This is a genomic window from Ruegeria sp. CL3 (assembly GCF_056536505.1).
In genome coordinates this window covers 148,901-161,403 of the sequence record NZ_JBQFPT010000003.1, presented here as the reverse complement: position 1 = coordinate 161,403, position 12,503 = coordinate 148,901, and the positions used below count along the sequence as shown (strand labels likewise).

General features: G+C 57.7%; 12 protein-coding genes. 8 read left to right on the top strand and 4 right to left on the bottom strand.

Annotated elements, in window-relative coordinates; all coding sequences use genetic code 11:
• Positions 1-70 precede the first annotated feature (70 nt).
• From rpoH to ACR0NO_RS05170, 3 genes are all read left to right on the top strand, one after another.
• On the top strand, positions 71-967 hold the full coding sequence (rpoH, locus tag ACR0NO_RS05180) for an RNA polymerase sigma factor RpoH (RefSeq protein WP_170376464.1): 897 nt from the start codon (positions 71-73) through the stop codon (positions 965-967).
• Between the two features lie 162 nt (positions 968-1,129).
• Positions 1,130-2,104: a Gfo/Idh/MocA family protein gene (locus ACR0NO_RS05175; protein WP_480723207.1), complete on the top strand. Its 975-nt coding sequence runs from the start codon at positions 1,130-1,132 to the stop codon at positions 2,102-2,104.
• Between the two features lie 58 nt (positions 2,105-2,162).
• On the top strand, positions 2,163-2,432 hold the full coding sequence (locus ACR0NO_RS05170; RefSeq protein ID WP_170469981.1) for a DksA/TraR family C4-type zinc finger protein: 270 nt from the start codon (positions 2,163-2,165) through the stop codon (positions 2,430-2,432).
• Between the two features lie 107 nt (positions 2,433-2,539).
• On the opposite strand, the gene ACR0NO_RS05165 is transcribed toward ACR0NO_RS05170, so the two are convergent.
• The 4 genes from ACR0NO_RS05165 to ACR0NO_RS05150 all read right to left on the bottom strand — a co-directional run bounded on the left by ACR0NO_RS05165 (position 2,540) and on the right by ACR0NO_RS05150 (position 7,415).
• Positions 2,540-4,048: an FkbM family methyltransferase gene (locus ACR0NO_RS05165; RefSeq protein ID WP_480723206.1), complete on the bottom strand. Its 1,509-nt coding sequence runs from the start codon at positions 4,046-4,048 to the stop codon at positions 2,540-2,542.
• A gap of 216 nt (positions 4,049-4,264) precedes the next feature.
• Positions 4,265-6,085 (bottom strand): M3 family oligoendopeptidase, encoded by a 1,821-nt coding sequence (locus ACR0NO_RS05160; RefSeq protein WP_480723205.1) that lies wholly within the window; start codon positions 6,083-6,085, stop codon positions 4,265-4,267.
• Between the two features lie 92 nt (positions 6,086-6,177).
• Positions 6,178-7,125: an alpha/beta hydrolase gene (locus ACR0NO_RS05155; RefSeq protein ID WP_480723204.1), complete on the bottom strand. Its 948-nt coding sequence runs from the start codon at positions 7,123-7,125 to the stop codon at positions 6,178-6,180.
• A complete protein-coding gene (locus tag ACR0NO_RS05150; protein ID WP_170376483.1) occupies positions 7,125-7,415 on the bottom strand; it encodes an SCP2 sterol-binding domain-containing protein in 291 nt (96 codons plus the stop codon). The genes ACR0NO_RS05155 and ACR0NO_RS05150 overlap by 1 nt, the downstream gene beginning before the upstream one ends.
• A gap of 30 nt (positions 7,416-7,445) precedes the next feature.
• Here ACR0NO_RS05150 and ACR0NO_RS05145 point away from each other — a divergent pair, with 30 nt between their 5' ends.
• From ACR0NO_RS05145 to ACR0NO_RS05125, 5 genes are all read left to right on the top strand, one after another.
• Complete coding sequence (locus ACR0NO_RS05145) at positions 7,446-8,054, top strand: tetratricopeptide repeat protein (RefSeq protein ID WP_170376486.1); 609 nt, start codon at positions 7,446-7,448, stop codon at positions 8,052-8,054.
• 23 nt (positions 8,055-8,077) lie between these two features.
• Positions 8,078-10,888: a helicase-related protein gene (locus tag ACR0NO_RS05140; protein ID WP_480723203.1), complete on the top strand. Its 2,811-nt coding sequence runs from the start codon at positions 8,078-8,080 to the stop codon at positions 10,886-10,888.
• A gap of 6 nt (positions 10,889-10,894) precedes the next feature.
• Complete coding sequence (locus ACR0NO_RS05135) at positions 10,895-11,269, top strand: RNA-binding S4 domain-containing protein (protein ID WP_480723202.1); 375 nt, start codon at positions 10,895-10,897, stop codon at positions 11,267-11,269.
• Positions 11,270-11,322: 53 nt separating this feature from the next.
• Positions 11,323-11,661, top strand: a complete 339-nt coding sequence (fdxA, locus tag ACR0NO_RS05130; protein WP_170469959.1) for a ferredoxin FdxA — start codon at positions 11,323-11,325, stop codon at positions 11,659-11,661.
• A 287-nt stretch (positions 11,662-11,948) separates the two neighbouring features.
• A complete protein-coding gene (locus tag ACR0NO_RS05125; protein ID WP_170376497.1) occupies positions 11,949-12,464 on the top strand; it encodes a CarD family transcriptional regulator in 516 nt (171 codons plus the stop codon).
• The last annotated feature ends 39 nt before the right edge of the window (positions 12,465-12,503 follow it).

Genomic DNA, 12,503 nt, shown 5'->3' with positions numbered 1-12,503 from the left:
CTTGAAAGGGATGGGTTCCTTACCCATATCGTATGTTAAAGAGCTAAACATTTGTCGGAGGGACATCAAAATGGCAAATTACGCAAATCTCCCCGCGCCGACGCCTGAGGGCGGCCTGAACCGCTATATGCAGGAAATTCGCAAGTTTCCTCTGCTGGAGCCGGAAGAAGAATACATGCTGGCCAAGCGCTGGGTCGAAGAGCAGGACACCGAGTCCGCTCATAAAATGGTCACGTCGCATCTGCGCCTGGCGGCCAAGATTGCCATGGGCTATCGCGGCTACGGTCTGCCGCAGGCCGAGGTTATTTCCGAGGCCAATGTGGGCCTGATGCAGGCGGTCAAACGGTTCGACCCGGAAAAGGGCTTCCGTCTGGCGACCTATGCAATGTGGTGGATTCGCGCCTCGATCCAGGAATACATCCTGCGGTCGTGGTCGCTGGTGAAGCTGGGCACAACCTCGGCACAGAAAAAGCTGTTCTTCAACCTGCGCAAGGCCAAGGCCCGTATCGGTGCGTTGGAAGAGGGCGACCTGCGCCCTGAAAACGTCACTCAGATCGCCAATGATCTTGGCGTGACCGAGGAAGAGGTCATCAGCATGAACCGGCGTATGTCCGGCGGCGATGCCTCGCTAAACGCGACCGTCGGGTCCGAGGGCGAAGGCACCATGCAGTGGCAGGACTGGCTTGAGGATGAAGACGCCGATCAGGCGGGCGACTACGAAGCCCGTGATGAGCTGGACGCCCGGCGTGAGCTGCTGGCAGCCTCCCTTGAGGTGCTGAATGATCGCGAAAAGGACATCCTCACTCAGCGCCGCCTAATGGATCAGCCGGTGACTTTGGAAGAGCTCAGCACGCAATATAATGTGAGCCGCGAGCGTATTCGTCAGATCGAAGTCCGCGCGTTTGAGAAGCTGCAAAAGAAAATGCGCGATCTGGCCCGTGAAAAGGGAATGCTTGCAACCCGATAGATCCAAGGATCGCACAGCCCGCAGATATCTGCGGGCTTTTTTTCGATGATAATCAGCGCACTGCGCCGGATACCTCATCCTCTTTTCATCGTGTGTTGACACTTGCCTCGCCTGCGTCTTGAGTCTGCGTCACATCTAAATGGCCTGATCAGGGAGAGAGCGATGCAGAAACCGGTTCAATTTGGTGTTCTGGGGGCTGCCAAATTTGCGCGGCAATATATGGCGCCTGCAATTCACGCCGCAGACGGGGCGCGGTTGGCCGGGCTTGCGACCTCAAACGCGGCCAAGGCCGAGCCTTTTCAGGCTTTTTGCACCGATCTGATCGTCTATGACAGCTACAACGCGCTTCTGGATGATCCCGAGATCGAGGCCGTCTATATCCCACTGCCAAATCACATGCATGTCGAATGGAGCCTGAGGGCGCTCGACGCGGGCAAACATGTGCTGTGCGAAAAGCCGATGACGATGCAGGCGGCTGAGTTCGATGCGTTGATCGAAAAGCGCGATCAGACAGGTTTGCTCGCGGCTGAGGCCTATATGATCGTGCATCACCCTCAGTGGCAGTTCGTGAAGAAACTGATCGCCGATGGTGCCATTGGCAAGCTGGTCCATGTGACCGGCGCGTTCAGTTTCGACAATCGTGAGGAAGTGACCAACATTCGCAATCGTGCAGAGACCGGCGGGGGCGGGTTGCGGGATATCGGGGTGTACGTCATCGGCGGCGCGCGGTTTGCCACAGGCCAGGAGCCCTCCGCGGTTCAGTCCGCGATCCGTTGGCAGGACGGCATCGACACCTTCACCGAAATTCGCGCGCAATTCCCGGGCTTTACCTATTCGGCTTATGTCTCGATCCGGATGCACCCGCATCAAGAGATGGTGTTTCACGGCGAAGGGGGGGTCATCCGCCTGACTGCGCCGTTCAACGCGCGCGTGTTCGGCGAGGCGCGCGTCGAGCTGCATCGACCGGGGCTTGAGGTTCAGGTGACCCGGTTCCCGGGCGACGATCACTACAAACTGCAGGTTGAGGCCTTCTGTCGCTCGGTCCGCGACGGGGCGGCCTATCCTTGCCCGCTGGAGTTTTCGCGTGGGACGCAAGAGATGATTGATCGCGTGTTCGCGGATGCCGTTCCTCTCTGACTTGCCAGCACTCGCCCGGCGCGTATTCTATGCTGCATCCATAAAAGGGAGAGGTGTCATGGCCGGAGGTTGGGCCCGCGATGGTGCGGTCAGTGAACAGATCGAAGCGTCGATCTCCGACGAACTGGCCCGCATGCAGGCGCAAAAACGCCCCGTAGGCGAAAGCCTGACCCATTGCGCCGAGTGCGAGGAACCCATTCCCGAAAAACGCCGACAAGCACTGCCCGGCGTCAAGCTGTGTCTGGACTGTCAACAGGATCGGGACGGGACGTATCAGCAGCGGTCAGGCATTAACCGGCGCGGATCAAAAGACAGCCAGTTGAAGTAGGGCAATTCGATCGTCTCATTTGCAGGAAAAACCACTTTCCCTAACCAGGATTTTGAGGGCGGCTATGTAGAACCGGTTTCAACAGCCATTGCTCAGTTCGTTGATCTCTATTCGAAACGCTTTGACCGGAGAAGAAAAGTACCTCGTTTCAAAAAACAAGAGAGAATCTTGAAGTCTTTGCCTGCAAGAAAATTCAGAACTTCTGGAACAGTGTTCTGTTTCCCTCGTTCAGGGCCAGCATCGACTGCTACGTACTCCACCGAATTCAGTGTGTTTTCTGCGCCACGCAGCACCTCGGGTTCCATTCCTTCTGCTTCTATTTTGAAGAGCTTTATTGCCTCAGGCGCGACGATCTCCTTGAAAAAAGCGTCGAGCGTTGCTTTTCGTACGGATATAATGCCGTCGTACTTCTCCGGTTTGAACAAACTGGAATCCGCAGTGTCGGTCTTTAGAAAAAAGTCTGCAGTGCCTTCAGTATCACTTAGCGCCACATCGTGGCAGTTGCCCGCAACGTTTTTGCGAAGTGCAGAAAATGCCAGAGGATCAGGCTCAAAGCCGTAGTAAATACCGCCTCTTGCCTCACACCATATACCGATCTCACCGATATTGGCCCCGACATCAACGACGACATCGCCTGCAGAAACGAGATTTCCTGAAAGCCCATAGTCACGCAGAAGTTGCCGTCTGCGGCGAATTGTTCCGCGCCTGTACAAGGCCAGGCGTGCCTTGTCAGAAACATAGATCTTCTTTCCACCGGCTTTGTCCTGCGCGTAGTACAGTTCGCTCTGCTCGTCCAAACCGTACGCAATCTTGTTGGTTGCTTCCGGGACTGTCGAGTTGTCGGTGCTCTGTTTCATTGGTAAATTTTCTGTTCTTTCTTTTTGGGCGGTCGAAGGCAAAAGGTTCTCCGCTACGGGCGGTCCGACCTTTTGATACGGCGGCTTTTTTTTGCCGCCACGCGGCCACTCATGGAAGTCTGTTTTCTTTATGCTTTCGGAAACAACGTTCCGTTGCTCATTTTGGAGCTTGGACAAAGCTACGGGTAAAGACAACTGGTCTCGCCGTGAATATCGAAGGATATGAGAAAACCAGGTCTCCATCGCCTCAATACATCCCGGTTCGTTGTGACGACGCGCTAACATCCCACCCCAAACGGGTTTTTGAAGCATAGTTTCTGGGTAGTAACTCTCGTAAAAATCTCTGTGTTCGTCCAATACAGCCTTGTGCTCATAGCCGGCTTTTTCAACAGCTTGAAACTCTTCGAGAATTGTATTTCGGTATGAATGGAAAAGGCCACCGAAGACGACGTTTTCATTCGGAATTAGCATTTCCCAAATATTCCAAGGGTTTGTTGTTAAAAACACGGTGCTGTCGATATAGAGGGACGCCGAATGGTCCGCCAACCAACGATGCGGTCGGACTTTCTGTTCACGCGAGCTTCGGAACGCATCCGCTTCTAAAAAGGGGGGAACGGATATGCACGTCCAACCATTGGTTTTCTTTATATCTTGGTCAGTAAAGCAAATGTAGTCTACTTGATCGGCTGCTGTGATTTCGGGAAGCGGGTACACCCACCCAATAACGTTTGTATAGACTACCAGTCGGTCTTTATTCATTTGCGTCAGCTTGCAGTTTTACTAAGTTTAGCTTTTACCTTTTTGCAACCAAGGCAACAAATTGAGTACAACCGAGGCTAACAGGAGTCAAAATTTCGTTTCTTCCAGAACTGCTTTCAGCAAGCTTCTTGAGCTGTATTTGAATCTTGCTCGAGAGGGTGCCCAAAACGCGGACATCCTCGCTGTATTTACCAAAAATCTGGGGGTAGGTCGCCTTCAGCCCTCCATCGCTTCCAGTTCGTCAATGAAGCCCGAGATCATCGACAGGCCTTTATCCCAGAACTTGGGGTCGCTGGCATCTAGGCCAAACGGGGCGAGCAGGTCTTTGTGGTGTTTCGATCCACCGGCGCGCAGCATCTCGAAATACTTGTCCTCGAACCCCTCAGCGCCGTTTTCGTAGACCGAATAAAGCGCGTTCACGAGGCCGTCTCCGAACGCATAGGCGTAGACGTAGAAGGGGGAGTGCACGAAATGGGGGATATAGGCCCAGAACGTTTCATACCCTTCCATGAATTCGAATGACGGCCCGAGGCTTTCCGCCTGAACGCTCATCCACAGGGCGTTGATGTCGTCCGGGGTCAGTTCGCCCTCGCGGCGGGCGGCGTGCAGCTTGCATTCGAAATCGTAGAAGGCGATCTGGCGGACGACCGTGTTGATCATGTCCTCGACCTTGCCAGCCAGAAGCACCTTGCGCTGTTCCTTGGTTTCGGCCTTGTCCAGCATTTTGCGGAAAGTCAGCATTTCACCAAACACGCTAGCGGTCTCGGCCAGTGTCAGCGGGGTCGAGGACAGCATCTCGCCCTGATCCGCCGCCAGGACCTGATGGACACCGTGGCCCAATTCGTGTGCGAGGGTCATCACATCGCGCGGTTTGCCCAGATAGTTGAGCATCACGTAAGGGTGGACATCGGTCACGGTCGGATGGGCGAAGGCGCCGGGCGCTTTACCCGGCTTCACCGCCGCGTCGATCCAGCCTTTAGAAAAGAACGGCGAGGCGATCTCACCCATGCGCGGATCAAACGCGTTATAGGCATCCATCACCGTCTTCTCGGCCTCGTCCCAGCCGACGATGCGGGTGTCTTCCATTGGCAGTGGCGCGTTGCGGTCCCAGACCTGCATCACGTCAAGCCCCAGCCATTTGCGTTTGAGTTCGTAGTACCGGTGGCTCAGCTTGGGGTAGGCGGCGACCACGGCTTCGCGCAGGGCCTCGACCACTTCGGGCTCGACGTCGTTCGACAAGTGGCGACCGGTCTGAGCGGTTGGCATGTTGCGCCAGCGGTCGACGATTTCCTTTTCCTTGGCCTGTGTGTTGTGAACGCGGGCGAAGGTTTTGATGTTGTCCTGAAACACTGAGGCCAGCTCGCGTGAGGCCGCCTCACGTTTGCTACGGTCCTGTTCTGTCAGCAGGTTCAGGGTGCCTTCGATGTTCAGCTCTTCGCCGTCGACGGTGAAGGTTAGGCCCGCGATGGTCTCGTCGAACAAACGCTCCCACGCGTCACCGACAACGCCCAGGTCGTGGAGGAATTTCTCCAATTCGTCAGACAGTTGGTAGGGTTTCATCGCGCGGATGCGGCGGAAGACAGGCTCATAACGTGCAAGATCAGCATTGGCCGCGAAATGGGCCTGCAGAACGTCGTCTTCGATGCGGTTGATCTCGAGCGTGAAGAACACCAGAGGGGTGGTGAAGACGGTGATTTTTTCCTGCATGTCCGACAGGAACTTGGCGCGATCGGCATCGGTGGTCAGTTGGTAGTAGCGCAGACCGGCGAAGGACATGATCCGCCCGGCGATGGCGTTGATCTTTTCGTTGCGATGCACACAGGTCAGCAGGCCTGCGGCGTCTAGATCGGCCAGTTTGCCTTCGTAGTCCGAGGCGAATGAGGCGCATTCGCCCTCAAGCCAGTCCAGATCCCGCGTCAGCTCGGCCGCTTCTTCCGAGGCATAGAGGTCGGTCAGGTCCCATTCGGGCAAGTTGCCGAGGTTATCGGCACCGCCGACTGCATTTGCATCACGGACGGGAAAGGGCAGGTCGCGCATGGAACACCTCTTATTAGATTAGTTGCCAAACATCTAGGGCTGGCGCGCCCGGATCACAAGCCGCCAGTCAAGATCAGTCCCGTGCGGACGCCTTAGGGGCGATTTGCCAGGAAATGTTCGGTCAACTCGTCAAGAACCGGGTTACGAACTTCGGGGGCCTCCATCAGCACCTCATGCTCACCATCCGGGATCTCGAGCAGCCGGCCGTTGGGCCAGTTCGCCATCCGTGCCCGGATCGCCTTGCGGTCAACGATCTGTTCGTGGCTGCCCAGATAGGTCAGGCACGCGGTGTCCGGCGCAGGTTGCTCCATCAGCCATTCACATTCGCTGAGGGCTTCACGCAACCACTGGTTGGAGGGGGCGCCAAGGGCCAGCTCGGGGTGAGCCTTCAGTTGATCCTGCATCATCTTGAACATGTCCGGGTCGCGCGTCAGCGAGTTACCCTCGAACGGTTCCGCAAGAACATAGCTGGTCAACGACGTGGTCGGCGGGGTGCGTTCCCCCAGCCCCAGCGCGGTGCCCCAATAGGCGGTCAGACGGCTAAGTGGCTTCATGAGCGGGACAAAGAAAATGCCCCACATCGGCCCGGTAAATGCACAGGCTGCAAAGCAATCGTTCTGGATGACTGCGCGCAGGCCGATGGCACCGCCCATCGAATGCCCGATCACATACCACGGGCGCGGCAGATCCAGTTTCTCAGCCAGCTCCAGCACCACGGTGACGTCATGTTGATAATCGGTGAATTTATCGACATGCCCGATGCGGGGTTCGTCCAGCATGCGGTCGGCCAAACCCTGTCCGCGCCAGTCGACGGCGAGGGCGGCAAATCCACGGTTCAGGAATTCCCCTGCGGTGCTTGCGTATTTCTCAATATATTCGGTGCGGCCCGGAAACAGGAATACCGTGCCGTTCTTTGCATCCTCGGGCAGCCAATGCCCGACACGGATGCGTTTGCCGTCGGCGGTGTGGAGCCAATGGGCTGTACCACCGGCCGGGTCGCCGGCCACATCATGATAAAAGGGGGCCGGCGAGTACTCCATCAGGCCAGAACCGATGCAAGCTGCATGGCGATTCCCATGTCACCGTCAACGCTGAGCTTGCCGGACATGAACGCGCCGGTCGGGTTCAGATCGCCGCTGAGGATCTGTTCGAACGTGTCCGCATCCGCGCTGAGTGTCACATCTGCTTCGTCATCACTGACGCGGGCACCGTCTCCGTCCAGAACAATTGCGCCCAGATCGGCGATTGCAAACTTGGCGGACGCATCAAAGCCACCGCCGGCCAGCTTTTCGTTCAGCGCGGCCGCAGCCTTTTCAAGAATCTCGCTCATGCTTTTCCTCATATTGTTTATGCGCCGTGAATGGACATCCTCGGTCGCAACGCTACACTGACCATTGTTATGGGTATTGCAATCACCAATCTCAAAGGTACCGTTGCGGCACTTGCCGTTCTAGTCATGTTTTCCACCAGTGGTGGAGCGCAACAAGCGGATTCCCGCGACGAAGAAGCGCTGTTGAGGCAACTGGCGCAGGCAACGCCAGAGCAAGCCATCGGTTTGGATCGTCAGTTGCAGGCGCTTTGGTCGCAATCGGGTTCAGCCTCGGCTGATCTGTTGCTTGAGCGGGGGCGCGAAGCGCTGGATGACGGCGATATCGAGGCCGCGATCGAACATCTCACCGCGTTGACCGACCACGCGCCCGAATTTGCCGAAGGCTGGCACGCGCGGGCCTCGGCCTTTTTCGGCATCGACCGGTTTGGAATGGCAGCCGCCGATCTGGAACACGCGCTGACCCTCAACCCGAACAACTATCAGGCTATTTACGGTCTGGGCCTGATCTTCGAGGTCGTCGGCAAACCCGATCAGGCGCTTGAGGCCTATTCCCGCGCGTTGGCTATACATCCCCATCATGAAGAAGTAACCAATGCCGTGAATCGGCTGAAGCCTCAGGTTGAAGGCAAGGCGCTGTAAGTCTAAGGGCGCAGGGGGCAAAGGTGAGCGGGTCATCCCGGGTAGTGGCCGTTCTTGGGCCGACAAACACAGGTAAAACTCATTATGCGATTGAGCGCATGCTGGGGTACCGGACCGGTGTCATCGGCCTGCCTCTGCGTCTGCTCGCGCGTGAGGTCTATGACAAGATCGTCGCCATTCGCGGCCCCTCGGTCGTGGCGTTGGTGACAGGCGAGGAACGGATCGTACCACCGCGCACCCAGTATTGGGTCTGCACGGTCGAGGCGATGCCCGAAGGCATGGGCGCCGATTTCGTCGCGATTGATGAAATTCAGCTCTGCGTGGATCCCGAGCGTGGCCACGTCTTCACCGACCGGTTGCTGCGGTCGCGGGGAACGAATGAGACGCTGTTCATGGGGTCCGACACCATGCGCGGCCCGATTGCGGCGCTTGTGCCCGAGGCGCAGTTTGTCCGGCGCGAGAGGATGTCTCAGCTGGTGTATTCGGGATCGAAAAAGATCAGCCGAATGCCCCCGCGCAGCGCTATCGTCGGGTTCTCGGTCGAAAACGTCTATGCCATCGCCGAGCTGCTGCGGCGTCAAAAGGGTGGGGCGGCCGTGGTGATGGGCGCGCTCAGCCCGCGCACGCGGAACGCGCAGGTCGACCTGTACCAAAATGGAGAGGTCGACTATCTGGTGGCCACCGATGCCATCGGGATGGGCCTGAACCTGGATGTGAACCACGTGGCGTTTTCGTCCCTGACCAAATTCGACGGCCGTCGGATGCGCCCCTTGGCCCCGAATGAGCTGGCCCAGATCGCGGGCAGGGCAGGCCGGGGCATGTCGGATGGCACCTTCGGAGTGACCGGCGAGGCCCCGCCGTTGGACGAAGGCGTTGCGCAGGCCATCATGGACAGCCGCTTTACGCCGATGAAAAAGCTGAACTGGCGGAATGCCGCCCTTCGCTTCGGCTCGGTGGATGCGCTGATCGACTCGCTAGAAGTCAGTCCGAATGATGAACATCTGACCAAGGCCCGCCCTGCAGACGATCTGAACGTGCTGAAATCGCTGTCGCAAGTGACCGAGGTCGCAGCCCGCGCCAGCGATGGCCCGTCGATCCGTTTGCTATGGGATGTGTGCCGAATTCCCGATTTTAGGGGCATTAGCCATTCGGAACATGCCAATCTGCTCGAAGTGATCTACGGCCATCTACACGAACGCGGCGCGATCCCGGACGACTTCATGGCGCGGCAAATCCGCCGGATTGACCGCACGGATGGAGATATTGATGCGCTGTCCAAAAGGTTGGCTTATATTCGTACTTGGACATATGTTGCGCAACGAAACGGCTGGGTCCGTGACGAATCGCATTGGCGTGAGGAAACGCGCACTGTAGAAGACAGGTTGTCGGACGCTCTGCATGATCGTCTGACGCAAAGATTTGTGGACCGGCGCACCTCGGTGTTGTTGCGCCGGCTCAAACAGAAGGAGGCCCTTTTGGCCGAAGTAAATGACAAGGGTGAAGTGACCGTCGAAGGCGAATTCGTCGGTCGTCTGGAAGGGTTCCGATTTACACCGGACAAAAGCGCGCAAGGGGCTGAGGCGAAAGCACTCAAGTCGGCCTCGCTGCAAGCTCTCGCGCCGCAATTCCATCTGCGTGCCGATCGTTTCTACAATGCACCCGATACCGAAATTGATTTCACTGATCAGGGCGGCCTGATGTGGGGCGAATACGCTGTCGGCAAACTGGTTGCCGGGGCCGAGCCTCTCAAGCCGATGGTTGAGGTTTTTGTGGATGAGGCCGCGGGGTCGGACGTCGAACAGAAGGTGCAGCGCCGTCTGCAGCACTTCATCGACCGCAAAGTGGCCGCACTGTTCGAGCCGCTGCTCAACCTGTCGCGGGACGAGGAACTGTCCGGCCTGGCGAAAGGCTTTGCCTTCCGTATGGTCGAGGCGCTGGGTGTGCTGCCTCGCGCGCAGGTCGCGCAAGAGGTCAAGGATCTGGATCAGGACGCTCGTGGCGCGCTGCGCAAGCACGGCATCCGTTTTGGTCAGTTCACCATCTTCATGCCTCTGCTGCTGAAACCTGCGCCCACGCGCCTCCGCCTGGTTCTTTGGGCACTGTCCAGTGGTCTGCAGGAATTCCCCGAGGCACCGCCTCCGGGTCTGGTCACCGTACCCGTCGCCAAGGATGCGCCGCAGGGCTACGACACCATGTGTGGTTACCGCGATGCGGGCGAACGCTCGATCCGGATCGACATGCTGGAGCGTCTGGCTGATATGCTGCGCTCTGAGGACAGCCGGGGCGGCTTTGAAGCCAAGCCTGACATGCTCTCGATCACAGGCATGACGCTGGAGCAATTCGCGGACCTGATGCAGGGTCTGGGCTACAAGGCCGAACGTGGCGAGCGCGAAAAAGTCAAAGCTGCACCAGCGGAGGCACCTGCGACTGACGCGGCAGAAAAACCCGCAGCCGAAGAAACCCCGGCCGTAGAGGTTTCGCCCGAAGAGGTCGCCGCACCCACCGAGGCGCCAGCCGAGGCCACCGAAAGCACCGAGGCAGCAGCTGAGACTCCGGCCGCTGACGCCGCAAGTGACGAACCCGAGGTCGAGGTGTTCTACACCTTCACATGGGGCCGGCAGCGCCAGCAAAATCGCGCCCCGCGCCGCGAACAGGGGCAGGGCAAGGGCAAGCCGCGTGGGAAACCTCAGGACGGTCGCAAGCCGCAAGGCAAGAAGGGCGGCAAGCCGCAGGGCGCAAAATCCTTCTCGTCCCGGCCTCCGAAGAAGGAAAAGGCGATTGATCCCGACAACCCGTTTGCAGCAGCGCTGATGGGTTTGAAGGGCGGCAACTGATCCGCCATGGATCAGGCCAAGCTGCGGATCGACAAATGGCTCTGGCAGGCGCGGTTCTTCAAGACACGTAGCCTGTCGGCCAAACAGGTCAGCGGCGGCCATGTCAGGCTGAACGGCAACCGCGTTCTGAAACCCGCCCAAGCGGTGGTTCCCGGCGACGTTCTGACCTTTCCACAGGGCAAAATCATCCGGGTCGTTCGCGTCGAAAAACTCGGCGACCGCCGCGGCCCGGCCCCCGAGGCGCAAACACTGTACTTCGATATGACGGAAAAGCAGGACATACCGCCTAAAAACCCGTCATATGAGGGAAAAGGTCGTCCAACCAAGAAAGATCGGCGCGCGCTTGATCTTTCTCGCACGCCAAACGGCCCCACATCTTGAAGCCAAACCCGGACTGAACTAGCTAGACGCCAAACCTGAATGGGATTCTAAACATGACCTACGTCGTTACCGAAAACTGCATCGGCTGCAAATACACCGACTGTGTGGAAGTGTGCCCTGTGGACTGTTTCTACGAAGGTGAGAACACGCTGGTCATCCACCCCGACGAATGCATCGACTGCGGCGTCTGTGAACCCGAATGCCCGGCTGATGCAATCCGTCCCGACACCGAGCCGGGCATGGAAACCTGGGTTGAGTTCAACCGCAAATACTCGGAAATGTGGCCGGTCATTGTCACCAAAAAAGACCCGTTGCCAGAGGCGGAAGAGCGCGATGGTGAGGAAGGTAAGATGGAGAAGTATTTCTCCGAAGCTCCGGGTGAAGGCGGGTAAGTGATTCGCGCCCCATTTGGATAGCTAAGAAAAGCGGTCTTCAAAGCCTAATCCCTTGATTGCAGGCCGTTTATAAAAAAATTCCCCTAGGGAAACTTTTGAGTGTCTCATTTTTGTGATATACTTTCTTCCTACATGATGACTGAGATTGGGATGTACTCCGTAAGTATGCTCGCTTTGGAGTTCTGAATTTGCGACAAACAGACCACCTGCCGGGGCCAAAATAGGCACCGAGCGTGGGTCTTTTTGTTGTTCGCATCCCAGTCCAAAACCAAGGAATGAATTGAATGTCGAAGTCGAAAAAGCTTGAGTTCCGCCCGAACGACTATGTTGTCTACCCCGCCCATGGTGTGGGTCAGATCATCTCGATCGAAGAGCAGGACGTCGCTGGATTTTCGCTCGAATTGTTCGTCATCTCTTTCGAGAAAGACAAGATGACCCTTCGCGTGCCGACAAACAAAGTGACCGAATCCGGTCTGCGTTCGCTCAGCTCGCCGGATGTGATCAGCCAGGCGATGAAAACGCTGAAGGGCAAGGCCAAGGTCAAACGGGCCATGTGGTCGCGCCGCGCGCAGGAATACGAACAGAAGATCAACTCGGGCGATCTGATCTCGATCGCGGAAGTGGTTCGCGACCTGCACCGCACCGATGACCAGCGCGAGCAAAGCTATTCCGAGCGTCAGCTTTATGAAGCCGCGCTCGAGCGTCTGACCCGTGAAGTCGCCGCCGTGTCCGGGGACGGAGAGATTTCTGCGGCGAAGCAGGTCGATGATGTCCTGACTTCGCGCGCCGCCGCAGCCTAAGTCCACGACGATTGAAACAGCAAGGCCGCTCTGGCATCG